The sequence below is a fragment of the Actinomadura sp. KC345 genome, from assembly GCF_004348515.1.
GTDB lineage: Bacteria > Actinomycetota > Actinomycetes > Streptosporangiales > Streptosporangiaceae > Spirillospora.
Genome location: NZ_SMKH01000064.1, coordinates 1 through 15,909 on the forward strand (window position 1 = coordinate 1; position 15,909 = coordinate 15,909).

A 15,909-nucleotide genomic window follows, 5' to 3' on the forward strand; every position below is an offset into this window, starting at 1 on the left:
GGGTGTGGGGGGTCGGCCCCCCACACGCAGACGGCCACAGCTGAAACCCGTCCGGGAACGGAACCCGGTCGCCGTCGCGATCGTGTCGCTCGCGCTGGTCACCACGGCCTGCCTGCTGGCGTTCAACGCCAAGGACCTGCCGGTCATCGGCGGCGGTACCCGCTACACCGCCGACTTCAGCGAGGCCGCCGGGCTGCGTCCGGGCAACGAGGTGCGCGTCGCCGGGGTGAAGGTCGGCGAGGTCACCGGCGTCCGGCTGGACGGCGCGAAGGTCACCGTCGCGTTCCGGGTCCGCGACACCTGGGTCGGGGACGCCAGCACGGTCACGATCGCGATCAAGACGCTGCTCGGCGACAAGTTCCTCGCCGTCGACCCGCTCGGCGCGCACGAGCAGAAGCCGGGCCGGCGCATCCCGCTCGACCGGACGACATCCCCCTACGACGTGACGGAGGCGTTCCAGGACCTCGCCGGGACGACCGGGCGGATCGACTCGGCGACGCTCGCCGCGAGCCTCGACGCGATCTCCACGACGTTCTCCCGCACGGCGCCGAGCGTCCGCGAGGCCCTCGACGGGGTCTCGGCGCTGTCGAAGACGATCGCGTCCCGGGACGCGGAGCTGGCGCGGCTCCTGGCCAACACCCGTCAGGTCAGCGGGACGATGGCGGACCAGAGCGCGAACGTCGAGGCGCTGCTGCGGGACGGGAACCTGCTGCTCGCCGAGATCCGGCGGCGGCGCGAGGCGATCCACGCGCTGCTGACCGGGACGCGGGAGCTGTCCCGGCAGATCGTCGGGCTCGTCGACGACAACCAGAAGCAGCTCGACCCGACGCTCCGCGCGCTCGGCCGCGTCACCGGCCTGCTGAAGAAGAACCAGGACAACCTCGACCGGGCGCTGAAGACGGCCGGCCCCTACACGCGGCTGCTCGGCAACACGCTCGGCAACGGGCGCTGGATGGACGGCTACCTGTGCGGGCTCGTCCCGAAGGAATACCTGCCGGAAGGCAGCAGGCCCCCCAAGGAAGGCTGCATGCCGCGGAAGGGCGGGCAGTGATGCTGCGCAGACTGGGCGCGCCCCTCATCGCGGCCGGGGTCGCCGTCGTCGTGGCCGCCGCGGTCGTCCTGGTCTCGGCACGCGGCCCGGACGGCACCCGGATCACCGTCCACTTCACCACCGCGGTCGGCCTCTCCGAGGGGTCGGACGTGCGGGTCCTCGGCGTGAAGGTCGGCAAGATCGACCTTGTCCGGGCCGAGGGGACGAGGGTCAGGACGGTCATGACCGTCGACCCGGGCGTGGACGTCCCGCGCGGCGCGCGGGCGGTGGCGGTCGCGCCGAGCCTGGTCGCGGACCGGTACGTCCAGCTCACGCCCCCCTACACGTCCGGCCCGACGATGCCGAGCGGCACCGTGATCCCGGCCGGGCGGACCGCGACGCCGATCGAACTCGACCAGGTCTACGACAGCATCAAGAAGCTGGCGGACGAGCTCGGCCCGGAAGGGCTCAACGAGGACGGCGCGCTGTCGCGGCTCCTCGGGACGGGCGCGGAGAACCTGGCGGGCAACGGCCACGACATCCGCACCACGACCGAGCGGATGGCGCAGGCGGCCAAGACGCTGTCGGGCTCGCGGCAGGACCTCTTCGCCACGATCCGCGGCCTGCGGACGTTCACGACCATGCTCAGGACCAACGACGGGCAGGTCAGGCAGGCGCAGCGGCAGCTCGCCGACGTCGCGGAGTTCCTCGCCGCCGACCGGCACGAGCTGGACGCGGCGCTGAAGGCCCTCACGGTGGCGCTCGCGCGGATCAAGACCTTCATCCGCGACAACCGGGAGCAGATCTCCGGCAACGTCGGGAAGCTCGCCGAGATCACCCAGCTGCTCGTGAAGCAGCGCCGGTCGCTGGCGGAGGCGCTGGACGTCCAGCCGCTCAACGCGACCAACATCCTGAACGCCTACGACCCGGCGACGCGGACGCTGATGGGACGGCAGAACCTCGGCGAGCTGCGGCCGCCGCTCCCGGTCGCGGGGCAGCGGAGGGCGGCGCCATGATCCGGCGGCATCCCGGCCGCGCGGCACTCGCCATGCCCGTACTCGCCATCACCCTCGCCGGCTGCGGCTTCACCGGCGTGCGGGATCTCCCGCTGCCCGGCGGCGCCGACCTCGGCGACGACCCGTACACGGTGAAGGCGCGGTTCGCGAACGTGCTGAACCTCGTCCCGCAGTCCGCGGTGAAGGTCAACGACGTCGCCGTCGGACGGGTCGTGGACGTCGCGCTGCCGCAGGGCGGCTGGACGGCCGAGGTCACGATGAAGGTCAACGGCGACGTGGAGCTGCCCGCGGACGCGCACGCCGAACTCCGCCAGTCCAGCCTGCTCGGGGAGAAGTTCGTGCAGCTCAGCGACGGCCCGTCGAACGTCCCGGCGCCGTCCGCGAGCACGGGCACACCGAGCACGGGCACGCTCGCGGACGGCGCGGTGATCCCGCTGTCGCGGACGAACCGCAACCCCGAGGTCGAGGAGGTGCTCGGCGCGCTGTCGATGCTGCTGAACGGCGGCGGCATCGCGCAGTTGCGGACCATCACCGTCGAGCTGAACCGGGCGCTGGGCGGCAACGAGGCGGAGGTCCGGTCGCTGCTGGAGCAGGCGCGGAAACTCATCGGCGGCCTGGACGCCAACAAGAAGGGCATCACGGACGCGATCGACGGCATGAACCGGCTCTCGGGGACGCTGCGCGCACGCAAGGAGCAGATCGGCGTCGCGCTCGACGACCTCGAACCCGGCCTCGCGGTGCTGGCGGAGCAGCGGGGCGCGCTCGTCCGGATGCTGAACTCGCTGGAGGAGCTGTCGCGCGTCGCGGTCGACACGGTCCGCAGGAGCAAGGACGACCTGATCGCCGACCTCCGCGCCCTCGAACCGACGCTCCGGAAACTCTCCGACGCCGGGACCGACCTCCCGGACGCCCTCCAGGTGCTGCTGACCTACCCGTTCACCGACGCGGTCCTGCCCGCGGTCAAGGGCGACTACCTGAACGTGTACCTCCAGGTCGCGGCACGCCCCGGCACCGAGATCATCCCGCCGATCGCGCCGCTGCCCGCGGCGGGCCCGGCCAGGCCCGAGGGGGACTGATGCTCACCGTCGGAATCCGGATCAAGAACCTCGTGTTCGTCATCGCCGGCGCCCTCGCGATGGGCTACGTCGGGCTCACCTACGCCGACCTCGGCGGATACGTCGGTTGCCGCGACCACTACGTCGTCCGGGCCGATCTCGCCGAGGCCGGCGGCCTGGCGGAGAACGCCGACGTCACCTACCGGGGGACCTCGGTCGGGCGCGTCGGGGAACTGCGCCTGACCGGCGACGGCGTCCTCGCCGACCTGAAGATCGAGAAGTCGGCGCCGAAGGTCCCCGTGGACACGCGGGCCGTCGTGGCGAACCGGTCGGCGCTCGGCGAGCAGTACATCGACCTGCGTCCCGCGACGGACTCCGGACCTTTCCTGGCGGCCGGTTCGGTCATCCCGCGCTCCTCCACGGCGACCCCGGCGCCGGTGACGGACATGCTCACCAGCGTGAACGACCTGGCCGCGTCCGTCCCGGCCGACGCGCTGCGGACGGTCGTCGGCGAGCTGGGACAGGCTTTCGCCGGGCAGGGGCCGAACCTCCGGGTCCTCCTGGAAGGCACGCGGAGCCTGACCCGGGCCGCGAACGAGAACGCCGCGCCGACCACGTCGCTCATCGTCGACGCCGAGACCGTGTTGCGGACGCAGAACGAGGAGGCCGCCGCCCTCAAGTCGTTCGGGCGGAACGCGCGGCTGCTGTCGGAGCAGCTCCGGAAATCCGACCCGGCGTTCCGGGAGCTCGTGTCGACCGCGCCCGGTGCCGCCGGGGAGTTCCGGGCGCTGGTGCGCGACCTGGACCCGTCCCTCAGCGTCCTCATCGCGAACCTGCTGACGACGTCCGAACTGCTGGCGCCCCGGTCGGACGGGCTCGAGCAGCTCCTCGCCAAGCTGCCGGACGCCGTCGCCGCCGGGAGGTCGGTCGTGCGGGACGGGAGGCTCGACTTCGGGATGGTCACCACGTTCTTCGACCCGCCGAACTGCACGGCCGGATACGGCGGGACGGAGTACCGCAACGGCCTGGACACCGCGCCCGGCCCGGCGCTCAACACGGCGGCCCGCTGCGCGCTGCCTCCGTCCAGCGGGGTCAACGTGCGGGGCGCGGGCAACGCTCCGCGCGGCCCCGTCCCGGCACCGGCACGGCCGGGATCGGTGCTCGGCGACGGATCGTCCCGCGCGGACCTGCCCGGCGCGCTCGCCCTGCCGGGCCTGCCGCCCGGCCCGTCCGGCATGAGCGGCCTGCTGGGTGTCGGGGGAGGACGCCGATGACCGCGACCGCCGAACGGGAGAAGAGCGAGGCCCCGGTGGCGGGGCGGCGGCCGCTGTTCGCCCGCTGGGGCCTGATCGGATGGGCCGCGGTCCTCGCCGCCGCCGCGTTCCTCGGCTGGTCCGCCTGGTCGGTCCGGCAGGACGACCCGGCGGCGCGGACGGGGCCCGAACGCACCCGCGACCTCGTCCTGCGGAGCGCCCGAGCCCAGATCGCCGCGCTCAACACGATGGACCCCGCCCACGTGGACACCGGTCTCCGCGCCTGGCTCGACGCGTCCACCGGCCCGCTGCACGACCAGCTCGAACGGGACGAGCCGCAGAACAGGGCCGAGATCGGAAAATCGCGCACCACCGCCGCCGCGACCGTGACCGGCATCGCCGTGACGTCCCTGGACGTCCGCGCGGGCAAGGCGCAGGTCATCGCGTCCGTGCAGGTGAAGCTGACCCTCCGGGGAGGCGCGCCCACCCTCCAGCGCAAGCGCTTCGAAGCCGGGACGGCCCGCACCCCGTCCGGCTGGAGACTCGAATCGCTCACCGCCGTCCCGGTCGGTGCCCGGTGAGGCGGCTGCTCGCGCTCCACCGGCCGTTCACGGTCGCGCTCGCGCTCGCGCTGATCGCAGTGGGCCTCCGCCCCGCCGCGGGCCTGCTCCGCGACCGGGACGACCCGCGCGACCGGGCCGTCCTGGACGAGGTGGCCACCACCGAGGTGACCGGCGACGTGTCCACGGCTCTCGCCACGGTGTTCACCTACGCGGCCGGCGACATCGCCGCCACCGAGCGCGCCGCGGCGCGGGAACTCTCCGGCTCCGCCCTCAGGCAGTACCGGCAGATCTTCGGGCAGGTGAAGCGGCAGGCCCCCGCCCAGCGCGTCACGCTGACGACCCGCGCCGTCCGCGCCGGGGTGATCTCCCTGACCGGTGACACCGCCCGGCTCCTGGTGTTCCTCGACCAGACCGCCACCCGCGCCGGCGAGGCCGCTGGGACCCCGGCCGCCGCACAGCTCACGGTGACCGCCCGCCACGACGACGGCCACTGGACGATCACCGACCTGAGATCCGCCTGATGCCGGAGGCCCGCATGACCGACGACCCCCCGCAGCGGACGGCGACCGCGCTCCTCGTCCTCGCCGCGCTGTTCGCCGCGTGGGCCGGTTGGACCTGGTACGCGGCCGCGCACGACGACGGCTACGCCTACTCCCGGACACGCGACGACGTCCTCCAGGCCGGAGAGCAGGCCGTCCAGAACCTCAACACGCTCGACTACCGCAACGTCGGGCCGGGCCTGAAGACGTGGCAGGACTCCACGACCAGCGACCTCTACCAGGAGATCACCCAGGGGCGCGCGGCCTTCGAGAAGCAGGTCACGGAGGCGAAGACGGTCACGAAGGCGCGCATCCTGGACGGCGCCGTCTCCGAACTGGACGTGCGCTCCGGCAAGGCCCGCGTGCTCGTCGCCGTCGAGATCACCGTCACCCCGCCGGACGGTGACCCCGTCACCAAGCAGAGCCGCCTCATCGGCGAGCTCGCCAGAACCCCCGCCGGCTGGAAGCTCAGCGACCTCGGCCAGGCGCCGGCGGGAACGATGTGAGGGGAGCGCCATGACCGCACAGACCGCACGCCTCACCGCCCGGTGGCGCGCCGGCACGACCTCACCGATCGTGCTCGGTGCCGTCGCCGTCGTCCTCGCCGCGTTCGGCGTCTGGGCGCTCCGGCAGGCCGACGCCGTCCGGGACGCCCCGTCCGCCCGCGACACCGCCCTCACCGACGGGGCAGCCACCAGCGAGGTCAAGGGCGCCGTCGCCGACATGATCGGCAGAATCTTCTCCTTCGACTACACCGATCCCGCCCGGACCCGGGACGCCGCCGAAGCGTCCCTCACCGGCGGCGCCGTCCAGCGGTACGAGACGATCTTCGGCAGGGTGCGCGACGAGGCACCCGCGGCGAAGACCGTCCTCAGCACCCGCGTCACCGACAGCGCCGTCGCGTCCCTGCGCGGCGACCGCGCCGAGGTCCTCGTCTTCGCCGACCAGCGGACCACCCGCACCACCGACGGCACGAGCACGAACGCCCCCGCCATGCTCACCGTCACCGCCGTCCGCCGCGCCGGGCGCTGGAAGATCACGGCCCTGAACACCTACACGGGCCGCTGACCTCGCGCCCGAGGCCTTGCGGGGTCGGGCATCTGATGGGACAGAGATGTCGAGCATGCCCCAGGGCAGCACATCTCCCTAGAGCGCCTGACGGCGAACACACCTATTCTGTCAACCAGGGTCTTGAAACTGTCAAGGGTTGCAATCCCTTGGGTGCTGCGTCAGTATCTGCATGGCTCCCTTGATCACCTTATGCCTTTGGTCGTGGTTTCGGTTTCCCGTCATGCGCGACTTTCGGACAAGCCATTATGTGTGTCCACCCGCAATGTGCTGTCGACCAGGAGACATCAAGTGGATGGTTCTGACCTGCGACCTCATAACATGCGAACTCGGGTCGAGGAACGACCTCCCCAGGGCGCACGGCGGGCATTAGATCCGCTGCAGACCTCGCCATATCTGACGTTTGTCCGCCCGGGTGACGTGAGCCCGGTCGTGTACGCGGTCGACGAAACGGTCCCGGTCCATCCCGACGTGAGCGCGCCGGCCTGGGCCGCGTTCGGGGTGATCGATCTTGGGAGGTCGGTGGTCTGGCACCGGGACGCCGCCGCGCTGGACGCCCTGCACGACGCGGCGGCCGAACCGGTCGACCGGTCGGTGCTCGCGGAGGCGCACGGCCGGGCGGTCATCGATGACCTGGTCGGCCGCGGCTGGCTGCAGCGGCCTGCGGACCTGTGCACGGACTATCTGCTGACCACGGCCCAGATCGAGGTCACCGCGCACTGCAACTGGAGCTGCGCGTTCTGTCCGGTCTCACTCGATCCGAAACCACGGGCGACGATGCCGATGCCGCTGTTCGAAGAGATCATCGGCAAGATCGCTCCGTACGAGACGATCCGGTACGTCACGTTCCACTTCTACAACGAGCCGACGCTGGACCGGTTCTTCACCGATCGCGTCGCCGTCCTGCGCAAGCACGGGTTGAAACTGCGGCTGTTCACGAACGCCAGCAACCTGAACGCCGAGAAGATCGCCGTGCTCCAGCAAGGGGACACGCTGCTCCAGCTGGTGGTGAACCTGCCGGCGCTCGACGACGGTTCGTTCCGGGACCTGACCGGCTCCAGAGGACTCGGACGGACGCTCGACAACATCGAGGCCGCGCTCGACGCCGGGCTGCCGATCGAGCTGGTGGTCAACCACGACGGCGGCGAGGGACGACGCCGGCTCGATGAGCTGCGTGCGCGGTTCGGGGCGCGCGGGGTCGACGTCCGCTCGACGCTTCTGTCGGACCGCGCGGGAGCGCTGGAACACGACTACCACCAGAACGTCCGGATCGAGGGCAGGCTGAGCGGGTGCGCCTGGCCGGTGAACCACGCGCACTTCTCGGTGAGCGGCGACATGTTCATCTGCTGCAACGACTACTACCAGCGCGAGAAGTTCGGCAACATCCGTTCTGGATCCGTGCACGAGCTCATGACGAGCAAGGAAGCGGTTCTGCTGCGCCGCAGGGTGTTCGGTGTCTCCGACGCGCCCGAGGACTATATATGCCGAACGTGCCATGATCAGCTGCCGGATTTCCCGCGCAGGCAGTTCCGGCCGCTCGCCAGCTTCCCCGTAAAAGGCTGCAGAGGAGGAAGCTGTGCCTGACGGCGTTCGCATCTGGTATGTGTCCGGCCAGCGGCTATGCAATTTCCGCTGCGCGTATTGCGTTTCGGTCAACGACTACGCCAAGAGCAACGTCGCCGACTGGCCGGCCGAGGACCAGGCCCGCTTCGAGAGGATCGTGGACTGGATGGCCGACCGGCCGTTCCGGGTCGGGGTGCGGCTGGCGACACTCGGAGAGCCGTTCGCCTCCCGGCCGTTCCTGGCGAAGGCCGCCTGGCTGAGCGCACGCCCGAATGTCGACTTCGTCGAGCTGGTGACCAACGGATCGCTGCTCAAGCGCCGCCTGGAGCAACTCGACCGTGAGGGGCACATCGGCAAGATCTCGCTGTGGGTCACCTACCACCCCACGGAGATTCCGCTGCCGCGGTTCATCGCGAACGCGGTCTTCGCCCAGGAACGCTACGGGTGCTTCGTCGTCATCAACGGGCTCCTGTTCCCCGACAACGAGCAGGAGATCATCGAGCTGAAGCGGGCCAGCGATCAGGCGGGCCTGCGGTTCAACCTCGACCTGGGCTACGACCCGCTCACTCCGCACGGTGTGCACACCGAACTCGGGGCCATGGTGCCGGTGCTGCGCGAGCGCGAGGAGGACGGACTGGCCCGCGCGCTGCGCCTCGGCGCGCACCCCGAACTGCTCGACCTCAACATGGCCGCGATGCGGGACCTGCGCGGGCGGCTGTGCCGCGCCGGCCACGACTACTTCTACATCGGCGTGGGCGGAGACGTGTACAGGTGCTCCCGATATCAGGCGCTGGACAAGGACCGCCTCGGCAACGTTCTGGACGACGGCTTCGACCTCCAGCTGTCCAGCGAGCCGTGGACCGCCTGCGGCGCCGGGTTCGGCTGCGGCAACAAGGAGGACTTCCTGCATCTGCGAGGACACGAGCCGGCCGAGGGGCCACCGCCGCCCAGCCTCGGCTGGGTCGACCGCGCTCCGCCCGCGGCCGGGACGCCCGGGGCCGGGCCGCGGGCGCGCAGGGACGACGAGCCGGGCACGCACGCGCACGCGGTCCCCGCCGGGCCCTCGACCGCCGGGCCCTCCACGGAGGAGACGCGCTGATGCGAATAGCGAACATGACCTGGCAGGAGTACGACGACCAGATCGGGCGGCGGATCGTCGTCCTGCCGATCGGCTCGATCGACGGCCACGGCCCCCACCTTCCCCTCTCCGCCGACACGATCATCTCCGACCACCTCGCCGAACGGCTGGAAGAGCACCTGGGCGTCCTGGTCCTGCCGCCGCTGACCTACGGTCTGGCCACCGACCCGCCGGCGAGCGGAGGACGGTTCCCGGGCGTGACCAACCTGCGGGCCGCGACCTTCACCGCCCTGGTGCTCGACGTCCTGCGCGCCTCCTACCGGCATGGCGCCCGCCGGTTCGTGCTGCTCGACTCCCACAAGGTGAACCTGGGTGCGCTCCGGGAGGCGGCGGAGCTGTTCATCGAGACCGCGCCGGACGCCCGCGTCATGGCCGTCACATGGTGGGACGTGGTGAGCGAGGACAGCCGCAACGCGATCGCCACCGAGACCGGCGTCGGCCGCCACGACGACCACCATGCCGCGATGGTGGAGACCAGCCTGGTGATGCACGCCGCACCGCACCTGGTCCGGCGCGAGCTGCTCGCCGACGACGAGATCCCGCGCCGGGCGCGTTACCTCGTCCTCCCCGTCCCCGAGGATCTGCGGACCAAGACCGGCGTGGTCTACCGCGCGGCGGCGGCGAGCCCCGCGATCGGTACGCGGCTGATGGCCGAGATCGTCACCAACCTGGTCGCCGCGGTCACCCGCGAACTCGGAGAAGCCGCGCAGGAGGTCCTCCCGTAATGCTGATCATGGCGATGAAGCCGGGCCACGACGGATCCATCGCGGTGGTCGAGGACGGCCGGCTGCTGTGGTGCCTGGAATCGGAGAAGGACACCTTCCCCCGGTACGCCCAGCTCACCCCGACGACACTCCTGGAAGCCGCCCGGAGGCTGGACCGCATGCCCGATGTGGTGGCGCTGGGCGGCTGGGCCAGACCGCGTACGGGCGGTGCGATCGGGGCCGGATACGCGGGTGTTTCGGCGGTGCGGCGCGAACGGATGCGTTTCTTCGGCGCCGATGTCGACTACTTCACCTCGTCGCACGAGCGCTCCCACCTCATGACCGCCGTCGGCATGGCGCCGCCGGGAGACGAGGAGCTGAGCACCGTTCTGGTGTGGGAAGGCGTGATCGGTTCTTTCTATCTGGTCGACCGGAACTGGCAGGTGGTACGCACCGTGCCGGTGCTGCGCCACCCGGGCGACCGTTACGCGTTCCTGTTCTCGCTGGCCGACCCGACATTCCCCGACCACGGGCAGACGCCCCGCACCGACGGCAGCGGCAAGCTGATGGCGTTGGCCGCGTACGCCGACGCGAAGGACGCCGACGCCGACATCAAGGACGCCGTCGACCGCATCATGGCGGCGCCGACCGTCAACCCGGCGCCGAAGGCCGACTTCTCCGACACTGTGCTCTACAACGCCGGGGTCCAGTCGAAGGCGGCCAAGACCGCCGCGGCCCTGCTGACCAAGCGGATCTTCGACAGGTTCGCGGCCGCCGCGCTCCGTGAGCTGCCGGCCGGTACGCCGCTGCGGATCTCGGGCGGCTGCGGACTCAACTGCGACTGGAACGCGGCGTGGAAGGAGCTCGGGCATTTCAGCTCGGTGTTCGTTCCGCCGTGCACCAGCGACTCCGGCTCGGCGATCGGGACCGCGATCGACGCGCTGGCCCACCACGGCCGTACGACGCCGATCGACTGGTCGGTGTACGCCGGGCTCGACTTCGTCCACGACACCCGCCCCGATCCGCGGCGGTGGCGCGAACGGCCGCTCGACGACCGCGTCCTCGCGGAAGCGCTCGCGGCCGGCCGGATCGTCGCCTGGGTGCAGGGGCGCTGGGAGATCGGTCCCCGCGCACTGGGCAACCGGTCGTTGCTGGCCGAGCCCTACTCGACGGCGACCCGGGACCGGCTGAACCGGATCAAGCAGCGGGAGCCGTACCGGCCGATCGCGCCGTGCTGCCGTGAGGAGGATCTCGCGGAGGCCTTCGTCGAGGACTTCCCCGACCCGTACATGCTGTACTTCCGGCGGGTCCGGTCGCCGAAGCTGGAGGCGGTGACGCACGTCGACGGCTCGGCCCGCGCCCAGAGCGTCACCGCGGCCGGGAACCCGCCGCTGCACCGCCTGCTGAACGCGTTCGCCGACCGGAGCGGGCTGGGCGTGCTGTGCAACACCTCGCTCAACCACCTGCGGCGAGGTTTCGTCAACCGGATGTCGGACCTGGTCGCCTACTGCGAGGACCGCGGCATCGAGGACATGGTCGTCGGCGACCGGTGGTACACGCGGCCGGCGGAAGGGGACCATCCCGGGTCGCCGGCGGCGGGGCCCTCGACCCGGGGAGGCCGCCATGGCGGCTGACCCGCGAACGACCCGTCCCCGGCCGCTGGTCAGCGTCATCATCCCCACGCTGAACCGGGCCGCCGAGCTTGACGCGGCGCTGGGCAGCGTCGCGACGGCCGCCCGGAGGCTGTCCGACGACGCCGACGCGGTCGAGGCGATCGTGGTCAACGACGGCGGCCGCTCGGTCGGCCACCTGGTCGATACCTGGAAACGGCGCCTGCCCGTCACGCTCGTCGAACGCGACCGGTGCTCGGGCGGGGCGTCGCTGCCGCGCAACGTCGCCGTGGAGATGGCGGAAGGCGAGTACATCGCGTTCCTCGACGACGATGACGTCTTCCTGCCCCGGCATCTGGCCGCCGGTTGCGAACCGCTGCGGCGGGGCGACGCGGACTTCGTCTACACGGGCGCCGTGGTGTCCGAGCGACGGCTGGGCGCCCTTCCCGAGGACCTCGGCGGGTACCGGCTGAAGGCCTACCCCTACGAACCCGGGTTCCTGATGGTGGCGAACTACCTGCACACCGGTGCGGTCATCGTGCGCAACTTCCGGCACACGCAGGTCCGGTTCGACCCGGCCCTGGAGGTCTGCGAGGACTGGGACCTGTGGATCGCGCTGACCTCCGAGCTGCGCTACCGGGTCGTCTTCGTCGACGAGATCACCTCCGTCTACCACCAGGTGCCCGACACCAGCGGAATGGTGTCCGGCGGCCAGTTGATATCGCCCTCGGAGTTCACCCTTGCCCGGGACCACATCAACGCCAAATGGCCGGTGGCGGACCCGTTCGTGGAGGGGTACCGCGCCTGGATGGTCGAGCTCGAACGGTACCGGGACGCCCTCATCGCGCGTCACCGGCGCATGCCGAACCTGCTGTTCGACGAGATCCTCGGCTACCTGCACGGGCGGATCAGCCGGCGGCTGCCGCCCGACCACGCCCACATCAGCGGCTTCTTCGCCGATGCCGCCGCGCCGGTGGGACGGGAGCCGTCCGCATGATCCGGCGGCCCGCCGAACCGCTGGGTCTGCTGTTCTCGCCGGCGTCGAGCTATCCCACGCCGGTGGCGTACGCCGTCGACCGCGGCGGGGCGATCCTGCACACCTGGAGTCACTCCGCCGGCCAGCCGCGCCCGCAGGACGACCCGCCCAGCTACCTGCGCGGCTGGAACCACGTCGAGATGGACGAGGCGGGTGGCCTGTTCGCGATCGTGCCGCTGCACGCGCTGCTGAAGCTCGCCCCCGACTCCCGCCTGGAGTGGTCGTGCGACGTGGCCGCGCACCACGACCTCGCGATCACCGCCGGCGGCACGGTCCTCGTGCTCGGCGAGGCGCCCCGCCGCGTGGACGGCGGCCCGTCCGGCCATCACGTCGTGCTCGACAACCTGATCTTCACGGTCACCGCCGGCGGCGGCGTCGCGAACGCGCTGTCGCTCTACGACGTCCTGCGGACGAATTCCGAGCTGCGGCAGATGATCGACACCTCGGTCCGGGAGCGCGGCACCGCGTTCCGGCTGCGCGGATGGCCGGTCCGGGGCGACGGCGTCCCGGAGGCGGTGGCCGCCGAAACCCGCCTGATCCTGCGGACGGGCGAGTACGACGGCGAGCGGCGGCATGCCCTGCGGCTCCTTCGCGGCCTTCCGGGGTCGCCGTGCGACGTCCTGCACACCAACACCCTCGAAGTGCTCTCGGCCCACCCGTCCGGCATCTGGTCGGACGGGGACCTGCTGGTCTGCATGCGCGAACTCGACGCCGTCGCCGTGATCAGTCCCGCGGACGGCCGCGTCGCGTGGTGGTGGGGGCCCGGAGAGCTGTCGGGGCCGCATCAGCCCACCATGCTCCCGGACGGGCGAGTCCTGATCTTCGACAACGGCAGGGGAAGGCGGCACTCGCGCCTGGTCATGGTGGACCCGGTCGCCGGCGACATCGTGTGGAGTTGGACGGCCCGCCCACCGGACTCCTTCCACTGCCCGCTCGCCGGAGGCGCCGAGCCACTGCCGGGCGGCAACCTCCTGGTCACGAACTCCACGGCCGGAGCCGCGTTCGAGCTGACCCCCGGCGGCCAGGTCGTCTGGGAGATGTCCCTGCCCGTCGAGGTGTACGGGGCCGAGCGCGGCCGGGTCTCCATCTATCGGATGTCGGCCGTACCCGCCGGCGCCCTCGTCCGGGGGGCGGCGAGCCCCGTGCCGGCGGGGGCCGGAGCGGCCGCGGCGGGCGGACGGGTGAATCCATGAAGACGTTGATGATCATGAGGAGCCAGGCCGGCGTCCCTGGTGGCGCCGGTGTGCCGGGCGGTCAGATCGGCATGATCCAGGTCGCTCGCGCGCTGCCCTCGCTCGGAACCCAGGTGAGCCTGTTCGTCGGGGGACCACGGATGGCCTATTTCGCGGGCCTCGACGACCTCCAGCCGAGCTACCTGCGGTGGCCGGCCTGGCTCGACAACGCCATCGCGGCCGCGCCCGGCGGCGTGCGTACGGCCGGCCGGCGCCTGCGGCGCCGGCGGTGGCTGGCCGCGGTGACGAAGCCACCGGAGTTCGCGGACGCCGACACCATCCACGTCCAGGGACTCGAAGACACCGAGGCGCTGCTCGGGCACGCCGACGGGCCGATCGTCGTCACCCACTGGGGCAGGGTCGGCCGATGGCTTCCCACCGGCACCGACGAGGCCGCCGACGAGGCGCTCGCCCGACGCCTCAGCCGCATCCGCGCCGGCACCCGGATCGTGGCCATCGGCCAGGCGCAGGCCCAGGCGCTTGCGGACGCGGGCCTCCCGCCTTCGGCCGTCATCCCGCCGGGCATCGACCTGGAGCACTTCACCCCGGGTGACCGCGACCGGGCCCGCCGCGCGCTGGAGCTGACGTCCGACGAGAGGATCGTGCTGTACGTGGGCCGCCTCGCCGCCGACAAGAACGTCGAGACCCTGCTGGCGGCGTTCGCGAACATCAGCCGGAAGATCGGGAACAGCCGTCTTCTCATCGTGGGCGACGGCCCCGTCCGCCAGGAGCTTCAACGCGAATCGGTCCGGCTCGGCATCGACGGATCGGTGACGTTCCTGCGCTTCGTTCCGCACGACCGGCTGCCCGCGTACTACCGGGCCGCCGACGTCGCCGCCGTGCCATCGAACCTTCTGGAGACGTTCTGCATGGTCGCCCTGGAGGCCATCGCCTGCGGCTGCCCGCTGGTCGTCACCGACCAGGTGCCCGAGATCCTGCGCGACTTCCCCGACGTCCCATCGGTCTCCCCCTACGACGTCACGGGCTTTGAGGAACGGCTGGCGGAGGCGCTGCGCGGCCGGCTGCCACCGGCCGACAACACGCGCGTCTCCGACTACGCCTGGAGCGCGATCGCCCGCAGGTACGCCGATCTCTACCAGACCGCCCGCCGCAGGGGCAGCGGTGACGTCCCCACCCGGTAGGCGCTTTCGAGGAGTTGACGAATGCACACGGATCTGACCGGCCGGCCACGTGGGCGTCGTGGCGGCGACGGCCGCCGGAGACGGCCACCGGCGCGCGCGGCCGCGTTAGGCGCGCCCGTCCAGCAGGCGTTCCACATAGACGGCGACGCCGTCCCGCACATTGCTCAGCGTCACCTCCCCGGCCGCGGCCCGTGCCTCCACGTGGGCGTTCGCCACGGCCACCGACCGGCCCGCCCACCGCATCATCGGCACGTCGTTCGGCATGTCGCCGAAGACCAGGACGTCCTCGGCCGGGATCGTGAGCCCACCGGCCACGGTCGCGAGGGCACTGCCCTTCGTCACCCCGCGCCGGCTCATCTCGACCAGGCCGCGGTACCCCTGCCGGGTCACCTCGACCAGATCGCCGACGGCGTCGGCCACCAGCGCCGCGAACGATTCGGGCTCCCGCTCCGGCGCCCGCGCCTGCAGCTTCACCACCGGACTGCCGGTCAGGTCCGCCGGTGCGGCCGGCGCGCGGCCGTCCTCGCCCCCGGGGCGGGGCCAGCCCGGCTCGTGCAGGACCCGGCCGCCGCATTCCACATGGGCGGCGAACACCACCTCGGGCACCCTCTCGCGAAGCCGCATGCACACCTGGCGAACGCGGTCGGGATCCACCGGCCGGCAGGCGAGAACCCGCTCCCCGACCGGGTCGTACACCACGCCGCCGTTGGCGCAGATCGTGAGGTACCGGGCGCCGAGCTGGGAGTAGATCTCCGGAAGCCGGTGCTGAGACCGTCCGGTCACCAGCAGCACCACGACACCGGCACGCGCCGCCCGGTGCAGGGCGGCCGCGTTACGCGCGCTGACAGTGCCGCCGGCGCCCAGCAGCGTTCCATCCAGATCGGTCGCGATCAGCCGCGGAAGCCCCGGCAGGGGATTCCGGGGCACGGGAGGAGGCGTCACGCCGCGACGATAATTCAC

General features: G+C 71.8%; 16 protein-coding genes. 15 read left to right on the top strand and 1 reads right to left on the bottom strand.

The window, feature by feature from the left end:
• Window positions 1-4 precede the first annotated feature (4 nt).
• The 15 genes from E1281_RS13470 (at window position 5) to E1281_RS13540 (ending at window position 14,949) form a co-directional block, all read left to right on the top strand.
• Window positions 5-1,051: an MCE family protein gene (locus tag E1281_RS13470; RefSeq protein WP_131877975.1), complete on the top strand. Its 1,047-nt coding sequence runs from the start codon at window positions 5-7 to the stop codon at window positions 1,049-1,051.
• The gene (locus E1281_RS13475) at window positions 1,051-2,046 is read left to right on the top strand and encodes an MCE family protein (RefSeq protein WP_131877938.1); all 996 of its coding nucleotides are present in this window, start codon (window positions 1,051-1,053) and stop codon (window positions 2,044-2,046) included. Before E1281_RS13470 ends, E1281_RS13475 begins: the two co-directional genes overlap by 1 nt.
• A complete protein-coding gene (locus E1281_RS13480) occupies window positions 2,043-3,122 on the top strand; it encodes an MCE family protein (RefSeq protein WP_131877940.1) in 1,080 nt (359 codons plus the stop codon). Before E1281_RS13475 ends, E1281_RS13480 begins: the two co-directional genes overlap by 4 nt.
• Window positions 3,122-4,375 carry an MlaD family protein gene (locus E1281_RS13485; RefSeq protein ID WP_131877942.1) on the top strand — a complete coding sequence of 418 codons (1,254 nt, stop codon included), beginning with the start codon at window positions 3,122-3,124 and terminating at the stop codon, window positions 4,373-4,375. Before E1281_RS13480 ends, E1281_RS13485 begins: the two co-directional genes overlap by 1 nt.
• Window positions 4,372-4,935, top strand: a complete 564-nt coding sequence (locus E1281_RS13490) for a hypothetical protein (RefSeq protein WP_131877944.1) — start codon at window positions 4,372-4,374, stop codon at window positions 4,933-4,935. Before E1281_RS13485 ends, E1281_RS13490 begins: the two co-directional genes overlap by 4 nt.
• Complete coding sequence (locus tag E1281_RS41215; protein ID WP_207943265.1) at window positions 4,932-5,438, top strand: hypothetical protein; 507 nt, start codon at window positions 4,932-4,934, stop codon at window positions 5,436-5,438. Before E1281_RS13490 ends, E1281_RS41215 begins: the two co-directional genes overlap by 4 nt.
• A 14-nt stretch (window positions 5,439-5,452) precedes the next feature.
• Entirely contained in the window at window positions 5,453-5,962 is a 510-nt protein-coding gene (locus E1281_RS13500; RefSeq protein WP_131877946.1) for a hypothetical protein, read from the top strand.
• Between the two features lie 10 nt (window positions 5,963-5,972).
• Entirely contained in the window at window positions 5,973-6,524 is a 552-nt protein-coding gene (locus E1281_RS13505) for a hypothetical protein (protein ID WP_131877948.1), read from the top strand.
• Window positions 6,525-6,944: 420 nt separating this feature from the next.
• The gene (locus tag E1281_RS13510) at window positions 6,945-8,108 is read left to right on the top strand and encodes a radical SAM protein (RefSeq protein WP_207943267.1); all 1,164 of its coding nucleotides are present in this window, start codon (window positions 6,945-6,947) and stop codon (window positions 8,106-8,108) included.
• The gene (locus E1281_RS13515) at window positions 8,101-9,186 is read left to right on the top strand and encodes a hypothetical protein (RefSeq protein ID WP_207943268.1); all 1,086 of its coding nucleotides are present in this window, start codon (window positions 8,101-8,103) and stop codon (window positions 9,184-9,186) included. Before E1281_RS13510 ends, E1281_RS13515 begins: the two co-directional genes overlap by 8 nt.
• Complete coding sequence (locus E1281_RS13520; RefSeq protein ID WP_131877952.1) at window positions 9,186-9,950, top strand: creatininase family protein; 765 nt, start codon at window positions 9,186-9,188, stop codon at window positions 9,948-9,950. Before E1281_RS13515 ends, E1281_RS13520 begins: the two co-directional genes overlap by 1 nt.
• Before the next feature lie 8 nt (window positions 9,951-9,958).
• The gene (locus E1281_RS13525) at window positions 9,959-11,563 is read left to right on the top strand and encodes a carbamoyltransferase C-terminal domain-containing protein (RefSeq protein ID WP_279433614.1); all 1,605 of its coding nucleotides are present in this window, start codon (window positions 9,959-9,961) and stop codon (window positions 11,561-11,563) included.
• Window positions 11,553-12,536, top strand: a complete 984-nt coding sequence (locus E1281_RS13530) for a glycosyltransferase family A protein (RefSeq protein ID WP_207943269.1) — start codon at window positions 11,553-11,555, stop codon at window positions 12,534-12,536. Before E1281_RS13525 ends, E1281_RS13530 begins: the two co-directional genes overlap by 11 nt.
• Window positions 12,533-13,768, top strand: coding sequence for an arylsulfotransferase family protein (locus E1281_RS13535; protein ID WP_131877956.1), 1,236 nt, complete (start codon window positions 12,533-12,535; stop codon window positions 13,766-13,768). The genes E1281_RS13530 and E1281_RS13535 overlap by 4 nt, the downstream gene beginning before the upstream one ends.
• Window positions 13,765-14,949 carry a glycosyltransferase gene (locus tag E1281_RS13540; RefSeq protein WP_131877957.1) on the top strand — a complete coding sequence of 395 codons (1,185 nt, stop codon included), beginning with the start codon at window positions 13,765-13,767 and terminating at the stop codon, window positions 14,947-14,949. Before E1281_RS13535 ends, E1281_RS13540 begins: the two co-directional genes overlap by 4 nt.
• A gap of 105 nt (window positions 14,950-15,054) precedes the next feature.
• Here E1281_RS13540 and E1281_RS13545 read toward each other — a convergent pair whose 3' ends face one another.
• Window positions 15,055-15,891 (bottom strand): HAD family hydrolase, encoded by an 837-nt coding sequence (locus tag E1281_RS13545; RefSeq protein WP_165958912.1) that lies wholly within the window; start codon window positions 15,889-15,891, stop codon window positions 15,055-15,057.
• Window positions 15,892-15,909 lie beyond the last annotated feature (18 nt).